The organism is Aquabacterium sp. TM01, assembly GCF_057808345.1.
The window spans coordinates 1,841,229-1,856,700 of record NZ_AP046529.1; the positions used below are offsets into that span (position 1 = coordinate 1,841,229).

At 64.9% G+C, this 15,472-nt stretch carries 15 protein-coding genes; 14 read left to right on the forward strand and 1 reads right to left on the reverse strand.

Annotation, left to right across the window (positions count from 1 at the left end):
- Positions 1–67: 67 nt before the first annotated feature.
- The 14 genes from fliF to AC3WW4_RS08515 all read left to right on the forward strand — a co-directional run bounded on the left by fliF (position 68) and on the right by AC3WW4_RS08515 (position 13,751).
- Positions 68–1,801: a flagellar basal-body MS-ring/collar protein FliF gene (fliF, locus tag AC3WW4_RS08450; protein ID WP_488827959.1), complete on the forward strand. Its 1,734-nt coding sequence runs from the start codon at positions 68–70 to the stop codon at positions 1,799–1,801.
- A gap of 15 nt (positions 1,802–1,816) precedes the next feature.
- Positions 1,817–2,812, forward strand: coding sequence for a flagellar motor switch protein FliG (gene fliG / locus AC3WW4_RS08455; protein ID WP_488827960.1), 996 nt, complete (start codon positions 1,817–1,819; stop codon positions 2,810–2,812).
- Entirely contained in the window at positions 2,799–3,857 is a 1,059-nt protein-coding gene (locus AC3WW4_RS08460; protein WP_488827961.1) for a FliH/SctL family protein, read from the forward strand. The genes fliG and AC3WW4_RS08460 overlap by 14 nt, the downstream gene beginning before the upstream one ends.
- Positions 3,854–5,275: a flagellar protein export ATPase FliI gene (gene fliI, locus AC3WW4_RS08465; protein ID WP_488827962.1), complete on the forward strand. Its 1,422-nt coding sequence runs from the start codon at positions 3,854–3,856 to the stop codon at positions 5,273–5,275. Before AC3WW4_RS08460 ends, fliI begins: the two co-directional genes overlap by 4 nt.
- Before the next feature lie 41 nt (positions 5,276–5,316).
- The gene (gene fliJ, locus AC3WW4_RS08470; protein WP_488827963.1) at positions 5,317–5,799 is read left to right on the forward strand and encodes a flagellar export protein FliJ; all 483 of its coding nucleotides are present in this window, start codon (positions 5,317–5,319) and stop codon (positions 5,797–5,799) included.
- A gap of 10 nt (positions 5,800–5,809) precedes the next feature.
- The gene (locus tag AC3WW4_RS08475) at positions 5,810–7,180 is read left to right on the forward strand and encodes a flagellar hook-length control protein FliK (protein ID WP_488827964.1); all 1,371 of its coding nucleotides are present in this window, start codon (positions 5,810–5,812) and stop codon (positions 7,178–7,180) included.
- Positions 7,181–7,319: 139 nt separating this feature from the next.
- Positions 7,320–7,961: a flagellar basal body-associated FliL family protein gene (locus AC3WW4_RS08480; RefSeq protein ID WP_488827966.1), complete on the forward strand. Its 642-nt coding sequence runs from the start codon at positions 7,320–7,322 to the stop codon at positions 7,959–7,961.
- Between the two features lie 45 nt (positions 7,962–8,006).
- Positions 8,007–9,008 carry a flagellar motor switch protein FliM gene (gene fliM, locus AC3WW4_RS08485; RefSeq protein WP_488827967.1) on the forward strand — a complete coding sequence of 334 codons (1,002 nt, stop codon included), beginning with the start codon at positions 8,007–8,009 and terminating at the stop codon, positions 9,006–9,008.
- A 46-nt stretch (positions 9,009–9,054) separates the two neighbouring features.
- Positions 9,055–9,492 (forward strand): flagellar motor switch protein FliN, encoded by a 438-nt coding sequence (gene fliN, locus AC3WW4_RS08490; RefSeq protein WP_488829712.1) that lies wholly within the window; start codon positions 9,055–9,057, stop codon positions 9,490–9,492.
- A 22-nt stretch (positions 9,493–9,514) separates the two neighbouring features.
- Positions 9,515–9,880 (forward strand): FliO/MopB family protein, encoded by a 366-nt coding sequence (locus AC3WW4_RS08495; RefSeq protein ID WP_488827968.1) that lies wholly within the window; start codon positions 9,515–9,517, stop codon positions 9,878–9,880.
- A 14-nt stretch (positions 9,881–9,894) separates the two neighbouring features.
- Positions 9,895–10,659: a flagellar type III secretion system pore protein FliP gene (gene fliP, locus AC3WW4_RS08500; RefSeq protein ID WP_488829713.1), complete on the forward strand. Its 765-nt coding sequence runs from the start codon at positions 9,895–9,897 to the stop codon at positions 10,657–10,659.
- Between the two features lie 12 nt (positions 10,660–10,671).
- On the forward strand, positions 10,672–10,941 hold the full coding sequence (gene fliQ / locus AC3WW4_RS08505) for a flagellar biosynthesis protein FliQ (protein WP_488827969.1): 270 nt from the start codon (positions 10,672–10,674) through the stop codon (positions 10,939–10,941).
- Positions 10,942–11,703 (forward strand): flagellar biosynthetic protein FliR, encoded by a 762-nt coding sequence (gene fliR, locus AC3WW4_RS08510; protein WP_488827970.1) that lies wholly within the window; start codon positions 10,942–10,944, stop codon positions 11,701–11,703.
- A gap of 50 nt (positions 11,704–11,753) precedes the next feature.
- The gene (locus tag AC3WW4_RS08515) at positions 11,754–13,751 is read left to right on the forward strand and encodes a DNA topoisomerase IV subunit B (RefSeq protein WP_488827971.1); all 1,998 of its coding nucleotides are present in this window, start codon (positions 11,754–11,756) and stop codon (positions 13,749–13,751) included.
- 5 nt (positions 13,752–13,756) lie between these two features.
- On the opposite strand, the gene AC3WW4_RS08520 is transcribed toward AC3WW4_RS08515, so the two are convergent.
- Positions 13,757–15,343: a bifunctional aminoglycoside phosphotransferase/ATP-binding protein gene (locus AC3WW4_RS08520; protein WP_488827972.1), complete on the reverse strand. Its 1,587-nt coding sequence runs from the start codon at positions 15,341–15,343 to the stop codon at positions 13,757–13,759.
- Positions 15,344–15,472: the final 129 nt, after the last annotated feature.

A 15,472-nucleotide genomic window follows, 5' to 3' on the forward strand; every position in this document is an offset into this window, starting at 1 on the left:
GGACCTGCCAAGGTGGGTTGAGGTGTCGAGTCGGTTCGGCGCGCAATCCCATGCATCATGTCGCCCCATGGAAGTCACTGTCGCCAATCCTCAGTCCGTCGCGCCGCTGCCACCGAATCAGGTGGTGGATGCGAGCGCGTCCCAGCCACCCGGCTTTGCCCAGCGGGTGATGGCTTTGCCGGTGCAGCGCAAGCTGATGCTGGGGGGCGGGATCGCGGCCATCGTCGCCATTTTCGTGGCGATGATGCTGTGGGGGCGCGAGGGCGACTACCGCGTTCTGTATACGAATCTGTCTGACAAGGACGGTGGTGCCATCCTGGCGCAGTTGCAGCAGATGCAGGTGCCCTACAAGCATGCCGACGGGGGCGCGGCCATCCTGGTGCCGTCCGACAAGGTGCACGATGTGCGCCTGAAGCTGGCTTCAGCCGGCCTGCCCAAGGGCTCGGTGGTAGGTTTCGAGTTGATGGAGAACCAGAAGTTTGGCACCACCCAGTTCCAGGAGCGCCTGAATTTTCAGCGTGGGCTGGAGGGCGAGTTGGTGCGCTCCATCCAGGCCTTGTCGAGCGTGCAGAGCGCCCGTGTGCACCTGGCGTTGCCCAATCAGAACGGGTTTTTCCGTGAGCAGCAGAAAGCCTCGGCCTCGGTGGTGCTGACGCTGTACACCGGGCGCACCCTGGATCGAGGGCAGATTGCCGGTATCGTGCACTTGGTGTCGTCGAGCGTGCCGGAGATGTCGCCCAAGGCCGTGAGCATCGTCGATCAGACGGGCGCGCTGCTGTCGGGGCCGCAAGAGGGCGTGGAGCATGCCGGGCTGGACGCGCAGCAATTGCAGTACGTGCGTCAGATCGAGGCCAACTATGCCCAGCGCATCCGCGACATTCTGGAGCCGGTGGTGGGCAAGGAAAACCTGCGGGCGCAGGTGACGGCCGAGCTGGATTTCTCACAAACCGAGTCCACTGCGGAAGAGTACAAGCCCAACCAGGGGGCGCAAGCCCAGGCCACGGTGCGCAGCCAGCAGACCAGTGAGCAGTCTGGCAGCACCGGTGCCACGCCGGCCGGTGTGCCGGGGGCCACGACCAACCAGCCGCCGGTGCCGGCCACCGCGCCGATCAACGGGGCCTCGGCACCGCTGCAGGCTGCCCAGAGCAACGGAACGGCCTTGAGCAATGGGCGGCGCGAGGCCGTGACGAATTACGAGGTGGACAAGACCGTGCGCGTGACGCGCAGTGCCACCGGCAACATCAAGCGCTTGAATGCCGCTGTGGTGCTGAACCATCGCACGGTCACCGACGCCAAGGGCAAGACCACCACGCAACCGATTCCAGAGGCGGAGCTCGACAAGCTGACGTCCCTGGTGCGCGAGGCCATCGGGGTGGACGATCGCCGGGGGGATTCGATCAAGGTGGTGAACACGCCGTTCCAGGTGGTCAAGGAAGAACAGACCGACACGCCTCTGTGGCAGCAGCCGGAAACGGTGGACCTGATCCGCACGCTGGCGGTGCCGGGTGCTTTGACCCTGGCGGCCTTGATCGTGGTGTTTGGCGCGATCCGTCCGGCCATCAAGGCGGCCCGTCCCGTGCCGGTGGAAGAGGTGGGGCAGGGTAAGCTCAGTACTGTCGTCGACGATGCCCAGGAGTTGCCCGCCTTGCCGGGTACGGGCATGGTGCTGGGACCCGATGGTGAGCCGCTGGCGGCGCTGGAGGCGCCTGGAACCGATCGTCGACTTGAATCAGCGCGTGCCCTGGCTCGTGGCAACCCGCAGGCGATGGCCAATGTGGTGCGTGGCTGGATGAACAATTGAGCAAGGACGCGCGTCATGGACGATAAAGGTGTGGAAGATGCAGCCATCCTGCTGATGTCGCTGGGTGAGGAGGAGGCCGCCGAGGTCTTCAAGCATCTCGAGCCCAAGGAAGTTCAGCATCTGGGTGAGGCCATTGCCCGCATGAAGGCAGTGACCAAGGAGCGCATCGGCAACGTGCTGGACCGCTTTGCCAAAGAGTCCACCGAAATGGGCGTGCTGGTGGCGGACAACGACGAGTACATCAAGGCGGTGTTGCGCAAGGCGCTGGGGGATGACAAGGCCAATCTGTTGATCGACCGCATCATCCAGGGCAGCGATGTCACGGGCATCGAGAGCCTGAAGTGGATGGACGCAGTTTCGGTGGCCGAGCTGCTGCGCAATGAGCACCCGCAGATCGTGGCGGCCATCTTGGTGCACCTGGATCCGGATCAGTCCTCGTCGGTGCTCAAGTGCTTCCCGGAGCGTCAGCGCAACGAGGTGATGGTGCGCATTGCCACGCTCGATGGTATCCAGCCTTCGGCTTTGAAAGACCTCAACGAGGTGCTGTCGCGGGTGTTGGCGGGCGGCCAGCAGATCCGCAAGTCGTCGCTGGGCGGCGTGAAGCCCGCTGCCGAGATCATCAACATGATGGGCTCGAGCATCGAGACCTCGGTGCTGGACTACATCCGTGAGGCCGATGGCGACCTGGCGCAGCGGATCATGGACAACATGTTCACCTTCGACGACCTGATCAAGCTCGATGACAAGGGCTTCCAGTCCTTGCTCAAGGAAGTGCAGACCGAGTCGCTCATCATCGCGCTCAAGGGCGCGTCGCCCGAGATACGCGATAAGGTGTTCAAGAACATGTCCAGCCGTGCGGCCGAGACGCTACGCGAGGATCTGGAGTCGCGCGGGCCGGTGAAGCTGTCCGAGGTCGAGGCCGAGCAGAAAGAGCTGCTCAAGATTGTGCGCCGTCTGGCCGATGAAGGTCAGATCGTGATGGGCGGTGGAGGCGACGATGAGTACGTCTAAGCCTGGCCAACCGGGGGGCGGGTCGCCCTCCAACCCTTACGCGCGCTTCATTCCCCGCGAAGAGTTGGGTGCTTTTGCCGCCTGGAATCCGGAAACCTTTGAGCCGCCGCCGGCGCCCAATGCGGCCGAAGAAGGGGGCGTGCGCAAGCCGACCCTGGCCGAGCGTGCGGCCGCCGAGATTCGTCCGACGATGAAGTCGGGCCAGGCTGCCCAGCCTGCGGGAAAGACCGCAGGGCCGGGCGCGACGCCGAACACGGGCGCGACCACGTCGCGACCGCCAAACTGGCGTCCGATCGTGGGGGGCGTTCCGGGGCAGGCCGAGGCTGAAGCGTTGGCGCAGGCTCAGGCTCAGGCCGAAGCGGCGGTGCGTGCGGCAGCTCAGGCGGCAGCCGAGCCGACGCCGGACACGGAGGCCCTGATCGAGGCGGCTCGCCAGGGCGGCTATCAGGACGGGTACCGCAATGGTCTGGCCGCGCTGGAGAGCTACAAGCAGACCCAGTCCGAGCAGATGGCCCACTACATGAACGAGCAGGTGGGTGCGCTGGTCGATGCGATGCAGCAGCGTCTGGACGCGCTGGAGCAGCAACTGGCGGGTCGTGTCGCGGGTGTGGCGCTGGAGCTGGCGCGGCAGGTGGTGCGCAGCGAGTTGATCGAGCGACCGGAGTTGGTGGTCGAAGTGGCCGAGGAGGCCTTGTCGGCGCTGCTGAGTTCGGCGCGTCAGATCGTCGTGTGCCTGCATCCCGAGGATCACGCGGTGGTGCAGGGCCGGTTGGACGAGCTCTTGCAATCGCGGGGCGCGCGCTTGGTGGCGGATGCGTCGATTCGGCGTGGAGGGTGCCGCGTGGATTCGGACATTGCCCTGGTGGACGCCACGGTGGAGTCACGGTGGGAGCGGGCTGTGGGCGCCATGGGGCACCAGGCGCCGTGGCAGGGCGGGCGTGAGAGCCGAGTGCCGACCGCGCGTGAGCCACGTCGCCAGGATGAAGGCGTGCGTGGCGAGGGGAGCCCGAGGGGAGATGCCCCGGGTGATGCAGGTTTGGTATGAACGCGCGGGCCAAAAGCACCCTGCTCGATAGCTGGAACCGCTATCTGGACGATCTGGACCGCTGTGCGGCCACGCCCATGCCCATGGAAAGCCAGGGCAAGCTGGTGCGTGTGGCGGGGCTGGTGCTGGAGGCTGCCGGTTTGCGGCTGCCGGTGGGCGCGGTGTGTGAGATTCACTCTGAGAGCCGGGTCGAGAAGACGCCGGTGCTGGCCGAGGTGGTGGGGTTTGCCGGCGACCGGGCTTACCTGATGCCCACGGCCGAGGTGCATGGCCTGGCCAGTGGTGCCCGGGTGGTGCCGGTGAGCACGCCCGTGAACCCGCCGAAGCTGGGCGAGGTGAACCACCCGTGGCGGCGCAGCGAAGACCGCACCCGCCACATGCCCATTGGCAATGGCCTGTTGGGGCGCGTGGTGAACGCGCAAGGCGAACCGATGGATCGCAAGGGGGCACTGCAAGAGGTGCGCAGCGAACCGCTGGTGCGTCGCGCCATCAATGCGATGGACCGGGACCCGGTGCGCCAGTCGCTGGACACGGGGGTGCGGGCGATCAACGCCATGCTCACCGTGGGGCGCGGGCAGCGTCTGGGCCTGTTTGCCGGTTCGGGTGTGGGCAAAAGCGTGCTGCTGGGCATGATGGCGCGTTACACCCAGGCTGACGTGATCGTGGTGGGCCTGATTGGTGAGCGGGGCCGTGAAGTCAAGGAGTTCATTGAGGACATCCTGGGCGAGGAAGGCCTGGCCCGGTCGGTGGTGGTGGCAGCGCCGGCCGATGCGCCGCCGCTGACGCGGATGCAGGGCGCCAATTACGCGACGGCGATTGCCGAGCATTTCCGCGATCAGGGCTTGCATGTGCTGCTGCTCATGGACTCGCTGACCCGTTATGCGATGGCGCAGCGCGAGATTGCCCTGGCCATTGGCGAGCCGCCGGCCACCAAGGGCTACCCGCCTTCATGTTTCGCCAAATTGCCGCAACTGGTGGAGCGCAGCGGCAATGGGCTCAATGGTCACGGCTCCATCACGGCCTTCTACACGGTGCTGTCCGAGGGGGACGACCAACAGGACCCGATTGCCGACGCGGCCCGTGCCATCCTGGACGGGCACATCGTGTTGTCACGTGAACTTGCGGAATCCGGACATTTTCCAGCAATTGACATCGAAAGGTCCGCTTCTCGGGTGATGACCAACGTCGCGGAGCCTCAACATATCGATGATGCGCGACGGTTCCGTCAGTTGTGGTCCAAGTACAGCAAGGCCCGCGATCTGATCCAGTTGGGTGCCTACGTGCCCGGCCACGATCACGATCTCGATCAGGCCGTACGTTCGCACCCGTTGATGGTGAAACTGCTGCAGCAAGGGATGCACACGCCGGCCCACATGCCGGACAGTGTCCAGGCCCTTCACCAGATCGTCGCGCAGTGATAGGCTGAAAAGGGCCCCCGATGGGGGCGGGAGACGGATTCATGAGTGCCACGCAATCGCTGCTGATCGTGCTGGAGGCCGCCGAAAAGGCCCGGGACGAGGCCGTGGCCGCACACGAAGCACGGCGCAAGGCCTACGAGGCGGCGCGCCAGCAGGCTCAGTCCCTGACGGACTGGCGACTGGACTACCAGAACCGCTGGCAGGCGCAGTTTCGCCAGTCCGGGGGGATGGAGATCGTGCGTTGTTACCAGGATTTCATGCAGCGCCTGGGAGAGGCTGTGGGTGCGCAAGACCAGCAGGTGGCGCAGGCGCAGACTTTGATGGAGCGCAGCCGGGTGGAGTTGATTGAGCGCGAGCGCCGGGTGGCGGCTGTCTCCAAATTGATCGACAAGCGTTTGCTGGAGCAACGCATGCGTCAGGCACGTCAGGAACAGAAAGCGACCGACGAGATGGCATCGCGGGTGTCGCGACTGTCGGCGTCGATGCCGGGTGGCGGCAATCCGCTGGCCAGCACATCTTTGTAAGGACATCGACATGAGCACACCGATCAAGTCATCCTCAATGAACGGTCAAGGCCAGGGCGGCGTGTCGGGCGCTAGCGAGCTGGTCGCTCGCTTGCAGGCACAGGCCCGGGGGGCGCAAGCGCAGGGCGCGCCCGAGAGTTTCGCCGGCCTGATGAGCCAGCACAGTACCGCTCGGCAAGATGCCTCGTCGCCCAAGGCGCCCGCGAAATCGGCCGAGCGCCCATCGCCGTCGCACGACCCGGCCGCAAAGGCCCAGGCCACGGCACGCGTCAATGAGCAGGCGCTGACACGTGCGCGGCAGCAGGCGCAGGTCGCACAGCGAGCCGCGCAACAGGCGTCCCAGGCCAGTGCACAGGGCAGCCAGCCACCACCGGCCCAGGCCGATCGCCCGGGCCCTGATCAGGCGTTGCGGCGTGCCGAGCGCCCGGCCGCGTCGGACCAGGCCAAGTCGGCCTCCGAGGCAGAGCGCACCGATGACGCACCGGAGACCAACCGCGAGACCAAGTCCGCGGCCACGGATTCGGCGGGCATGATGGCGTGGCTGGCGGGTTTGTTGCCCCAGGCCAAGCCTGAGGCCGTGACCGGTGCGGAAGCCTTGGCCGCAGGGGCCCAGGACCTGAGCACGGAGAGCGAGCGAGACTTGACGGAGCTCGTTGCGACCGAGACCGACCCGGCCGCGCAGGCGGCCCTTGGTCACGAGACGGACGGCGCGGGCTTGGCGCTGGACCCCTCGCAGTGGCAGCAAACCACCGCGTTGGCGGGTTTGCAGGTGGACGCGCTGCTGGGCCGCTCGGGTACGGCAGAGTCGTCGCTGGAGGCCAAGGGGGACGCGGGTGCGCTGTCGGGCTTGAGCGCGGGCGTGCACCTTCGCCCGGCTGGCTTGACGCCCTCGGCACCTGCTCGACACGAGTCGGCCACCTTGCCCACGCCTTTGGGGCACGCTGATTTCAGCCAGGCGCTGGCCGACAAGGTCAGCCTGTGGGTGAACACCGCGCGCACCGACGGGCCGATGACGGCCGAGTTGCATCTGAACCCGGCCGACATGGGGCCCATTCAGGTGAAGATCGCACTTGAGGGACAATCGGCACAGGTCGATTTTGCTGCTGCGGCAGCCGAAACGAGAAAAGCCATCGAAGCCAGCCTGTCTGCGCTGTCGACGGCCTTGAGCGATGTGGGTCTGAATCTGACGGGTGGGGGGGTGTCTTCCCAGACCGCCCAACAGTCTTTCGGACAACAGTCCGCCCCTTCGGAGGGGGCGCGTGGGGTGTCCGCCGTGTCCTCTGCCAATTCGGCATCAGAGGGCGAGGGGGATGTCGTCGTCATGCGGGGGGTGAACGCCCCGCGTGCCGGGCGGCCCGGTGGACTGGACCTCTACGCTTGAGGCGGTGACGGCCTCGGCGGAGAATCAGACGTGTTTCACGCCGCTTATTGATTCTTCATTGTCGCGCTGACTTCGAATAATCCACCTATGGGGTGGTGCCTGTTTCGGGCACACACGCCGTCATCCAGGAGATACACGAATGTCAGCTGCCCCCGCGGCCAACCCGGCCGAAGGCAATGCCTCCCAAAAGGGCTCGAAGAAACTCGTCCTCATCATTGTGGGGGTGGTGGTGGCCTTGCTGCTCGCCGGTGCGGGGGCGTTCTTGCTGATGAAAAAGAACATGACGCATCAAGCCGATGAGGGCGAGGACGGAGCCCCGCCGGTGGCGCGTGTGGACGAGCCCAAGGCCAAGCCCAAGCATGACCCAGGCGCGCCGCCGATCTTCGTGCCGCTGGAGCCCTTCATCGTCAACCTGGCTGACCGCGAGTCCGAGCGTTTCGCTCAGATCGGCATCAACCTGCAGGTGGACGACGCCAAGGTGGGCGACCAGATGAAGCTGTACATGCCGGCCATTCGCAATGCCATTTTGCTGATCCTGTCTCACAAGACGGCCACCGAGTTGCTGACCGCCGAAGGCAAAATCCAGCTCGCGGGTGAGATTCAGCGTGGTGCCGCGCGCGCCATGGGTTACGAGATTGAGGAGCCTGAGCCGGAAGAGGTGATCGAGTCGCCTGCTGACGGGGAGGCGCCAGCGCCCGCACCCAAGAAGCGCAAGAAAAAGAAGGGGGAGTCTTACAACCCCATTCTGCAAGTGCATTACGCGAACTTCATCATCCAGTGAGCGGCGGTTGAGTTCCTTGATCACCGCTCCCAGAAGTCACCGGCCATGAATCAGCAAATCCTCTCTCAAGACGAAGTGGATGCCCTCCTGCAGGGCATCACGGGCGAAAGCCAGAAGCTGGAGCAGGAAGAGGCGCCCACGGAGGGCGTGCGCGACTACAACCTGGCGCAGCAGGAGCGGATCGTTCGCGGGCGGATGCCCACGATGGAAATCGTCAACGAGCGGTTTGCGCGCAACATCCGCATCGGACTGTTCAACTTCATCCGCAAGTCGCCCGAGGTGTCGGTGGGCAGCATCAAGGTGCAGAAGTACAGCGCTTTCCTGCGCGAAATCGTGGTGCCCACCAACTTCAACATCATGGCCGTGCGCCCCTTGCGGGGTTCCGGCCTGATCGTGTGTGAGCCCACCTTGGTGTTTTCGGTCATTGACGCGCTGTTTGGCGGGGCGGGCAAGTTCCACACCCGCATCGAAGGGCGCGATTTCTCGGCCACGGAGCAGCGCATCATCCGCCGTCTGGTGGACGTGATCACTGAGGAATACAAAAAGTCCTGGCAGGGCATCTACCCGATCGAGCTCGATTACCAGCGCTCGGAGATGCAGCCACAGTTCGCCACCGTGGCCACGCCGGGTGAAATCGTCGTGTGCTGCTCGTTCACGCTGGAAATCGGCGATGCGACGGGCACCATTCACATCTGCATCCCTTACGCGACCTTTGAGCCCATTCGGGACATCCTGTTCTCGTCGATCCAGGGTGACTCGGTGGAGCCGGACCGTCGCTGGGTGAAGCTGCTGACGCAGCAGATCCAGTCGGCCGAGGTGGAGTTGGTGGCCGAGTTGGGGCACGCGCCAGCCACGGTCGAGCAACTGCTGGCGCTCAAGCCGGGCGACTTCATCGAGCTGGACCTGGAGAAGGTCATTCAGGCCAAGGTGGATGGCGTGCCGGTTTTTGACAGTTATTACGGGACGTCGAACGGCAAGTACGCGCTCCGTGTGAACACACTATTGACCTCCGGCCACACTGGCTGGATTGGAGATCACAATGTCTGACCCTGCAGAATTCCCGCCTTCGGGCGCTGACGCCGAGCAGGACGCGATGGCCGCCGAATGGGAGGCTGCGCTCGCCCAGCAGTCCAGCAGTGCTTCGTCTTCCATGGCTTCCGACCCGTTCAGCGCTGCCGCCAGCGAGGTGAGTGACCCGGTGCACCAGGCCACGCCGGCGGCGTTTGCCAATTTTGGCTCGTCGGCCCCGGCCATGCCCGCCGGCAATGACATCAACATGATCCTCGACATCCCCGTGCAGCTGACGGTGGAGTTGGGGCGCACCCGCATTCCCATCAAGAACATCCTGCAACTGGCGCAGGGTTCGGTGGTGGAGCTGGATGCCTTGGCCGGTGAGCCGATGGACGTGCTGGTCAATGGCTTCCTGATCGCCCAGGGCGAGGTGGTGGTGGTGAACGACAAGTTCGGTATCCGCCTGACCGACATCGTCACGCCCTCGGAGCGCATGCGTCGCCTGAGCCGCGGCAACTGAGCGCGGATCACGGACACGCAAGATGAACATGGCATCGACGGGTTTGTTGATTGTTTGGTTTGTGGTGATCGTGGCGCTGATCCCGGTCAGCCTGTGGCTGCTCAAGCGCTCGGGCTTGGCCACGGGCGCGATGGGTGGCGTTGCGGCACCGGTGCGCACGGTGGGAAATCTGAATCTGGGCCCGGGGCAGCGCATCGTCACCGTCGAGGTGGGCGAGGGCGAGTCCCGCACCTGGCTGGTGTTGGGGGTGACCTCGCAGCAGATCAACACCTTGCACAGCATGGCGCCTTTGAGTCCGCCGATGGCACCGGGCGAGGCATCGCCTCTACCGCCTCAGTTCGCCGCGCTGTTGCGCAGCAAATTGGCGAAACGTCAGGAGCCCCAGTGATGCAGGCACGCACGATGACGTGGGCGACGTGCGCCAAGTGGGGTCTGGCCCTGGCCCTGGGGGGCGCGGGGACGCTGGCCCTGGCCCAGACGGCCGCTGCGCCGACCGGGGCCGGCTTGCCCTTGATGGTGGGCCAAGGGGGCGGCAACAGTTACTCGGTGCCGATTCAGACGCTGCTGTTCTTCACGGCGCTGAGCTTTCTGCCGGCGCTGCTGTTGATGATGACGGGATTCACCCGCATCGTGATCGTGCTGAGCCTGATGCGCCAAGCCTTGGGCACGGCCTCGTCGCCGCCCAACCAGGTCATCATCGGCCTGTCGCTGTTCCTCACGATGTTCGTGATGGGGCCGACGCTGGACAAGGTCTACAAGGAGGCTTACGAGCCTTTTGCGGCCAACCAGATTTCGTTCAACGAGGCGCTGGAGCGTGGGCAGGGGCCCATGCGAGCCTTCATGCTCAAGCAGACGCGCCAGTCTGACCTGGGGCTGTTTACACGCCTGGCCAAGCTCGAAGGCCAGGTCACGCCCGAGACCGTGCCCTTGCGGGTGCTGGTGCCGGCGTTTGTGACCAGTGAGCTGAAGTCGGCCTTCCAGATCGGTTTTTTGATCTTCATCCCTTTCCTGGTGATCGACATGATCGTGGCCAGTGTGCTGATGAGCCTGGGGATGATGATGCTCTCACCGGTGATGGTGGCCTTGCCGTTCAAGCTGATGCTGTTTGTGCTGGCCGATGGCTGGAACCTGTTGCTGGGTTCGCTGGCCGCGAGCTTTGTGCAGTAAAGGGGGCGGATCATGGAGTCCCAACAGGTATTGACGATTGCCCGTGACGGGTTGCTGACACTCCTGATCGTGTGCGGCCCCATCGTGCTGGTGGTGCTGGCGGTCGGTCTCGTCGTGTCCATCTTCCAGGCGGCCACGCAGATCCACGAAGCGACGCTGTCGTTCGTGCCCAAGCTGCTGGCCGCGTTTGCGACGCTAGGCCTGGCCGGTCCGTGGATGCTGTCCACCTTGGTGGACTACATCCGCGGCGTGCTGCAATCGATCCCGAGCGTGGTGGGCTGAGTGGTCAGCTTCACCGAAGCGCAGGTGCTGGCCTGGATCACGCCGTGGTTGTGGGCGTTTTTCCGGGTTGCCGGCATCTTCACCACGGCGCCGGTGCTGTCGCAAAAGACCATTCCGCGCCGGGTTCGCTTGTCGCTGGCCATTTTGATCGTGATCTGCGCGCAGCCGAGCCTGCCCCCCATGCCGGACATTGCGATCAACTCCCCGCAGGCGGTGATGGTGATCGCGCAGCAGGTGCTGATCGGCTTGACCATGGGCTTTGCCGCTCGGGTGGTGTTTGCTGGCGTCGAGTTCGCGGGGGAGCTGATCGGGCTGCAGATGGGCCTGAACTTCGCCAGCTTCTTTGACCCGATGATGGGTGGGCAGGCCACGGCCGTCAGCCGCCTTTTTGGCACCACGGCGCTGTGGCTGTTCATTGTCATGAATGGGCATTTGCTGCTGACCGGGGCGGTGCTGCAGAGCTTCCATGCCTTTCCGGTGTCGCCCGAGCCGCTGGCTTTCCTCCATCAGGTCCAGCCCCAGGTCTGGGGCGCAGAGATTTTCAAGCTAGGGCTGTGGATTGCGCTGCCGGTGGTGTCCATGCTGCTGCTGGTCAACATGGTGTTGGGACTGATTGCCCGGGTGGCCCCGCAGATGAACGTGTTTTCCATTGGCTTTCCGATCACGCTGTCGGTCGGCTTCACGGGTTTGTGGCTGACCTTGCCCATGATGGAGAGACCGCTGGCGATGGCGCTGGAGCGCATGATGGCTTACTTCCAGTAAAAGCGGGGGGTGTCGGGCGGCGGCACGTGGTTCGTTCGTAGAATTGCGCCATGTCATCGAAGCCAGCCGCCAAAGCCTCTACCCAGCCCACTGCCGAATACGGCGAGGGCTCGATCCGTGTTCTCAAGGGCCTGGAGCCCGTCAAACAGCGTCCGGGCATGTACACCCGGACCGACAACCCCCTGCACATCATCCAGGAGGTGATCGACAACGCGGCCGACGAGGCGCTGGCGGGGTTCGGCAAGCGCATTGCGGTGACGCAGCACACCGATGGCTCGATCAGCGTGGAAGACGACGGCCGGGGCATTCCCTTTGGCCTGCACCCCGAAGAGGGCGTGAGCGTGGTCGAGATCGTGTTCACGCGCCTGCACGCCGGGGGCAAGTTCGACAAGGGCTCGGGCGGGGCGTACAGCTTCTCGGGCGGCTTGCACGGCGTGGGGGTGAGTGTGACGAATGCGCTGTCCACCCGCTTGCAGGTGACGGTGTGCCGTGACAAGCAGGTGGCGACGCTGGCCTTCAGCGGCGGCGATGTGATCGAACCGGTGACGGTGCGACCGGCTGCCTCGGGTGACCGCAAGAACGGCACGACGGTGCGCGCGTGGCCCGATGCGAAGTATTTTGAAAGCGCCGACTTGCCCAAGGGCGAGCTGGTGCACATGCTGCGCAGCAAGGCGGTGCTGATGCCGGGGGTGACGATCACCCTGACGCATGAAAAGTCGGGCGAGGTGCAGACCTGGCTCTACAAGGGCGGCCTGCGCGACTACCTGACGCAGTCGTTGTCGGCCGATCCGTTGATCCCGCTGTTCGAGGGCGAGCAGTACGCCAGTGGCAGCGAGACCGAGAACTTTGCCGAAGGCGAGGGCGCGGCCTGGTGCGTGGCCTTCACCGAAGAAGGCTCGCCGATGCGCGAGAGCTACGTCAACCTGATCCCCACGGTGGCGGGCGGCACGCACGAGTCCGGCCTGAAGGACGGGCTGTTCCAGGCCGTCAAGGGCTTCATCGAGATGCATTCGTTGATGCCCAAGGGCGTGAAGCTGATGCCCGATGACGTGTTTTCGCGCGCCAGCTTTGTGCTGAGCGCCAAAGTGCTGGACCCGCAGTTCCAGGGGCAGACCAAGGAGCGCTTGAACAGCCGCGATGCCTTGCGACTGGTGAGCACCTATGTCAAGCCCAGCCTGGAGCTGTGGCTGAGCCAGCATGTGGAGTACGGCAAGAAGCTGGCCGAGTTGGTGATCAAGCAGGCGCAGGCGCGCCAGCGCGCCGGCCAGAAGGTGGAGAAGAAGAAGGGCTCAGGCGTGGCGGTGCTGCCGGGCAAGCTGACCGACTGCGAGAGCCGTGACATCAGCCTGAACGAGGTCTTTCTGGTGGAAGGGGACTCGGCCGGGGGCAGCGCCAAGATGGGCCGCGACAAGGAAACGCAGGCGGTGTTGCCATTGCGCGGCAAGGTGCTCAATGCCTGGGAGGTGGAGCGTGACCTGTTGTTCAAGAACAATGAAATCCACGACATTTCGGTGGCGATCGGGGTGGACCCGCACGGGCCGAACGATGAGCCTGACCTGAGCGGGCTGCGCTACGGCAAGGTCTGCATCCTGTCGGACGCGGACGTGGACGGCTCGCACATCCAGGTGCTGCTGCTGACGCTGTTCTTCCGCCACTTCCCCAAGTTGATCGAGACGGGGCACATCTACATTGCGCGTCCGCCGCTGTTCCGCGTGGATGCGCCGGCGCGGGGCAAAAAGCCTGCGGCCAAGCTGTATGCGCTGGACGAAGGGGAGCAGATTGCCATCTTGGACAAGCTGCGCAAGGAAGGTTGCAGGGAAGGCAGCTGGACGATCAGCCGCTTCAAGGGCCTGGGTGAAATGAATGCCGAGCAGCTGTGGGACACCACGCTGAACCCGGAAACGCGCCGCCTGCTGCCGGTGGCCTATGGCGAGCCGGGTTTCGACGCCACGGAAGATTCGTTCACCAAGCTGATGGGCAAGGGCGAGGCCGCCTCACGCCGTGAGCTGATGGAGCTGCACGGCAACGAGGTGGAAATCGACGTCTGACGTTGTCACGGCGTGGCGGTGGGCTCACCCATCGTCAGCCATTGGTGGGCGAGCTGCTCAGCCCAGTCGGGCTGGGTGGTGTTGGCCCGCAGGGTGTAGGGTGCTTCCGCAGGCCGCAGCGCGGTGTCTTTGTGGAGTTGCTGGGCCAGGACGGTGGTGTCGGCGTCGGACGCGTCGCGTGTGCCCGGCTGTGGGGTCGTGAGTCGCGCGGTGATGCGGGCTTCCAGGACAAGACGGGGCGCCTCGCAATGCAGGATGGCGAAGTGGCTGTGCTGGCTTGATGCCAGCTGCCGAAAGCGGTCACGCTCGTCGGCATCCAGAAAAGTGGCGTCGACGATGACGTGCCAGCCTGCTTGCAGGCAGGTCTGAGCGAGTTCGCGCAGGTGCGCATAGGTGGCCTGGGTGCGGTCGCGGCTGTAGAGCGGGTTGGCATCGACTTTGCCCGCGCCGGAGGGGGCGGCGGCACCATCGGAGTGGGCTGCGGACTGGTTTACGCCAAACAGCCGTTTCCGCTCGATGTCTGAACGCACACGGATGGCGCCAGCCTGTTCCAGCACGCCTTGCGACACAAAGGTCTTGCCCGAGCCCGATACGCCGTGGGTGATGAGCAGCCTTGGCGAGGTGGGGGCGATCAAGCGGTGCGCCAGCGCCAAGTAGTCCGGCCCGGCAGGAGTTTGCCCTTTACCTGCTTTGATGCGGGCTACCAGGGCGCGCACCAGCGCCCGGTAGACCAGGTACTGACGCAGCACGGGGATGCCGTCGTGCTCACCACTGGCGTCCAGGTAGGCATTGATGAAGCGGAAGGCGAGGTCGGCGCGTTGGTGCGCCATCAGGTCCATCACCAGGAAGGCGACGTCGCTGAGCGGGTCGCCCCAGCGCAGGCTGGGGTCGAACTCGATGCAGTCGAAGGCGGTCAGCGTGCCGTCGAGCAGAACCACATTGGCGAGGTGCAGGTCGCCGTGGCCTTCGACGATGCGGCCATGTGCTTGGCGTTGGTCCCACAGAGGGCGCAGCATGGGCGCTTGGGAGTCAAGCCAATCGGCAAATGGGGTGCTCAGGGCCTCGCCGCCGATGTCGGCCAGGTTGCGCAGCACATCGCGGGTGGTTTGCTCGATCAGCTCGGGGCTGCCGTAGGGGGTGGACGGTGGTGCGACCTCGGCGGTGCTGTGAAAATCGGCCAGATGGCGGGCGAAGTCGTCGAGAAGGTCGGGCGGGATCTGGTCCGCCCCCAAGCGTTCGCTCAAGAGAGCCCCCTCAGGGAACTGGCGCATGTGCACGGCGTACTCGATGGCCGTCCCGGTGCCTCCCAGGACAGGCGCATCTGGCGTGCCCGTGATGGGGATGACGTCCAGGTAGAGTGACGCGGCCGTGCGGCGGTTGAGCCGCAGCTCCTCCTTGCACAGGTGTTGGCGGCGCGCAAGCGTGCTGGCATCGAGGAACGGCAGGTGTACGGGCTTCTTGATCTTCCAGACGTTCCGGCCGTCGAGCAGCACCCACGAGATGTGGGTTTCGATCAGGCGCGCCTGGCGCTGCTGACGCAAGCGCTCGACCAGGAAGCGCGCGGACCGAAGAGTGGTGGGTGCGGACGTCATCGTGTGTCACGTCGTTCATGGAGCGCGCTGAGCTGCACCGGAGTGGGCAGGGCACGCCCTGAATGATACCGTCCTGCAGCCAGATTTGAATATTATTAATTCACATCAAGAATAAGCCTCATCACTTCA